Here is a 2,692-nt window from a genome sequence, read left to right as displayed (position 1 = left end):
CTCCCCGTCCCACCATTCCAGGCGGCGCTCCAGCGACACGCGGATCCACCGGCACTCCCGGCGGAGGCGTCGCACGCACGGGAGCTCCACCCTGCCCCGGAGGAACCGCGCCCGGCCCGGGAGCCACCGGCATCCCGCCCTGCCGCGCCACCAGGCCCGGAGGCTGTGCCGCCACCGGCGCACGTGCAGGCGCGAGCACGGGAATCCCTCCCGGACGCGCAGCCTCTGCCACGGGCGCAGCGGCCACCGCCTCCCCCATCACGATCTGCGGAAGCTCCTCCTCGGCCTCGCTCGCAACGACTGGAGCGGGCGCGGCAGCCACGACCGGCGCCGCGTCCTCCGCCTCCGAGTCATCACTGAGGAACTGTCCCGGCGCGAGCCCCCCGAACATCGCGGACACCTGCGGCTCCGGACGCACGGGCGGAGGCGGCGTGGGCGGCAGGGGCACCGTGGCCACGGAGACGGACCTGCGGAGGGGCACCGGCGCGGGCGCCGGCAGGGCCTTCGTCGGACGCGCGATGCCGTAGTGGCGCGCCTGGTACTGGAACAGCCGCAGTTCCGGCGTGACGTACGGCACGATGCGCATCCCGGTGATGAACCCGAGCGCATCCGTGGTCTGGAGCTCCAGCGGGTTCGCCATCGCGACCTTCAGCCGCCGCCCCTCCACCGCGAGCGGGAACGCCTGGTGCTTCTCCGCTTGGTCCGGCGTCAGCAGCTTGAGCGTCGCGTCGGTGACGGCGTCGAAGTCCGCCTCCATCGCCACGGGCATCCGGGTCAACTCCCCCAGCACCATGCCCACCGTCTCGATGTCGAGGAACCCCAGCTCCACCAGCCGGGTGCCCAGCCGGCCCCCGTGGACGAGCTGGACGCCCAGGCCCTGGTCGAGCTGCGCCTGCGTCAGGAGGCCCTTGCGGACCAGGGTGATTCCAAGCTTGTCGGCCATGTACCGACGGATTCTAGACGGCTTCGCGCCACACGCGGAGGGTGCGCGTGAATACGACCTGCGCTCCCGTCATGCCCGCCTGCCTGCCGCGACCTCCAGAGCCCGGATGCGGGCCCCGGCGTCAGTACGCGTTCTTCGACAGGAAGCCACCCAGCGCGGTGCGCAGGAGGATCTTCAGGTCCATCAGGAGCGACCAGTTCTCGATGTAGTACAGGTCGTACTCGATGCGCTTCTGGATGGACGTCTGGCCGCGCAGGCCGTTGATCTGCGCCCAGCCGGTGATGCCCGCCTTCACCTTGTGCCGCAGGTGGTAGCGCGGAATCTGCCGCTTGAACTCCTCGATGAAGACGGGGCGCTCCGGGCGCGGCCCCACGAGGCTCATGTCCCCGCGCAGGACGTTGAAGAACTGCGGCAGCTCATCCAACGAGTACTTGCGCAGGAACGTGCCCACCGGCGTGCGGCGCGCATCCACGGCGCTCGCCATCGTGGCGCCCGCGACCTCCGCGTCCACGCGCATGGTGCGGAACTTGAGGATGGGGAAGGTGCGCCCATCCATGCCCATGCGCTCCTGGCGATAGAGGATGGGGCCCCGACTCGTCAGCCACACCAGCAGCGCCGTCACCGCCATCACGGGCGCGCTCACGAGGATGGCGACGAGCGAGAACAGCACGTCGAACACGCGCTTGGCCACGCGACTCCAGCCGTCCATCGGGTCGCCCTGGAGGCTGATGATGGGCAGGCCGCCGAACTCCTCCAGGCCACCGTACAGGGTGATGTACTGGTACAGGTCCGGCACCACTTTGACGTCCACCGTGCGCAGCGCGAGCTGCTCCATCAGCGGCTTCACCTGCGCCTGGTCCTCCAGCGGCACGGCGATGATGACCTGATCCACCGGGTGCGCATCCAGGTAGGCCTCCACGTTCTGCACGTGGTCCACGACACGCACGCCGCCCACCCACTGGCCCACCTTCTCCGGCTTGAGCGACAGCACGCCCATCACGCGGAAGCCCAGCTCGCGGTGGCTCTCCACCGTCTCGATGGTGCGCAGCCCCAGGTCCCCCGCGCCGATGACGAGGATGGACTTGAGGTTGTAGCCGCGCCGGCGCACCTCGCTCAGCACCTGGCGGAAGGCCAGCCGCGACAGCGCGATGAGCGTGAAGGCGTAGACGACGAAGATGGCCAGCGTGAGTCGCGAGTACCGCTCACGGATGAAGTACGTCACCGCCACCAGCACGAGCGTCGCGGTGATGGTCGCCTTGAAGAGCTCGAACAGCTCGCCCATGTGCGTGCGCGAGCGGTTGGTCGCGTACAGCCGGGCCTGCTGGAACGTCACCGGGAAGATGATCAGCACCATCACGAGGGAGACGAACGTCTCCATCGGCGGCGGGATGCCCTCGGTGATGGGCATGACGCCGCTGAAGCGGGTGAAGTACGCGAGCACGAACGCCATCGCGAGCATCCCCGCGTCGGCGGCGACCTTGATGGACGTATAGAAGCGCTGCAGGCGACCGAACACCGCGGTGACTCCTGTCGGATGGCGGGGAGGACCGCCAGTCCGTTGCAAGACACGCACCCTGGGACCCGAGCACCGTCACCGGTCCGCGTCCCGCCCCCGCGCGGCGTCCTAGCACGGTTTTTTCCGTAAAACCAAGGGGTTGGCCCAGCGGACTTCCGACACTCGGCGTGGGAGGGGCCGGCCGTCCCTCGGAAAGTGGGGACGGGGCGGACAGCGCTGTCACACCCCTGGGG

2 protein-coding genes are annotated in these 2,692 nt (G+C 69.7%); both read right to left on the bottom strand.

Features of this window, described 5'->3' with window-relative positions; all coding sequences use genetic code 11:
• On the bottom strand, positions 1–943 hold a 943-nt coding region (locus D7V93_RS47570), incomplete at its 3' end, for a GspE/PulE/PilB domain-containing protein (RefSeq protein ID WP_504739598.1).
• Positions 944–1,064: 121 nt separating this feature from the next.
• Positions 1,065–2,459 (bottom strand): undecaprenyl-phosphate glucose phosphotransferase, encoded by a 1,395-nt coding sequence (locus D7V93_RS41485; RefSeq protein ID WP_120648488.1) that lies wholly within the window; start codon positions 2,457–2,459, stop codon positions 1,065–1,067.
• Positions 2,460–2,692: the final 233 nt, after the last annotated feature.

This window comes from Corallococcus llansteffanensis (assembly GCF_003612055.1).
Classification (GTDB): Bacteria; Myxococcota; Myxococcia; order Myxococcales; family Myxococcaceae; genus Corallococcus; species Corallococcus llansteffanensis.
This window is presented reverse-complemented; position numbering and strand designations above follow the sequence as displayed.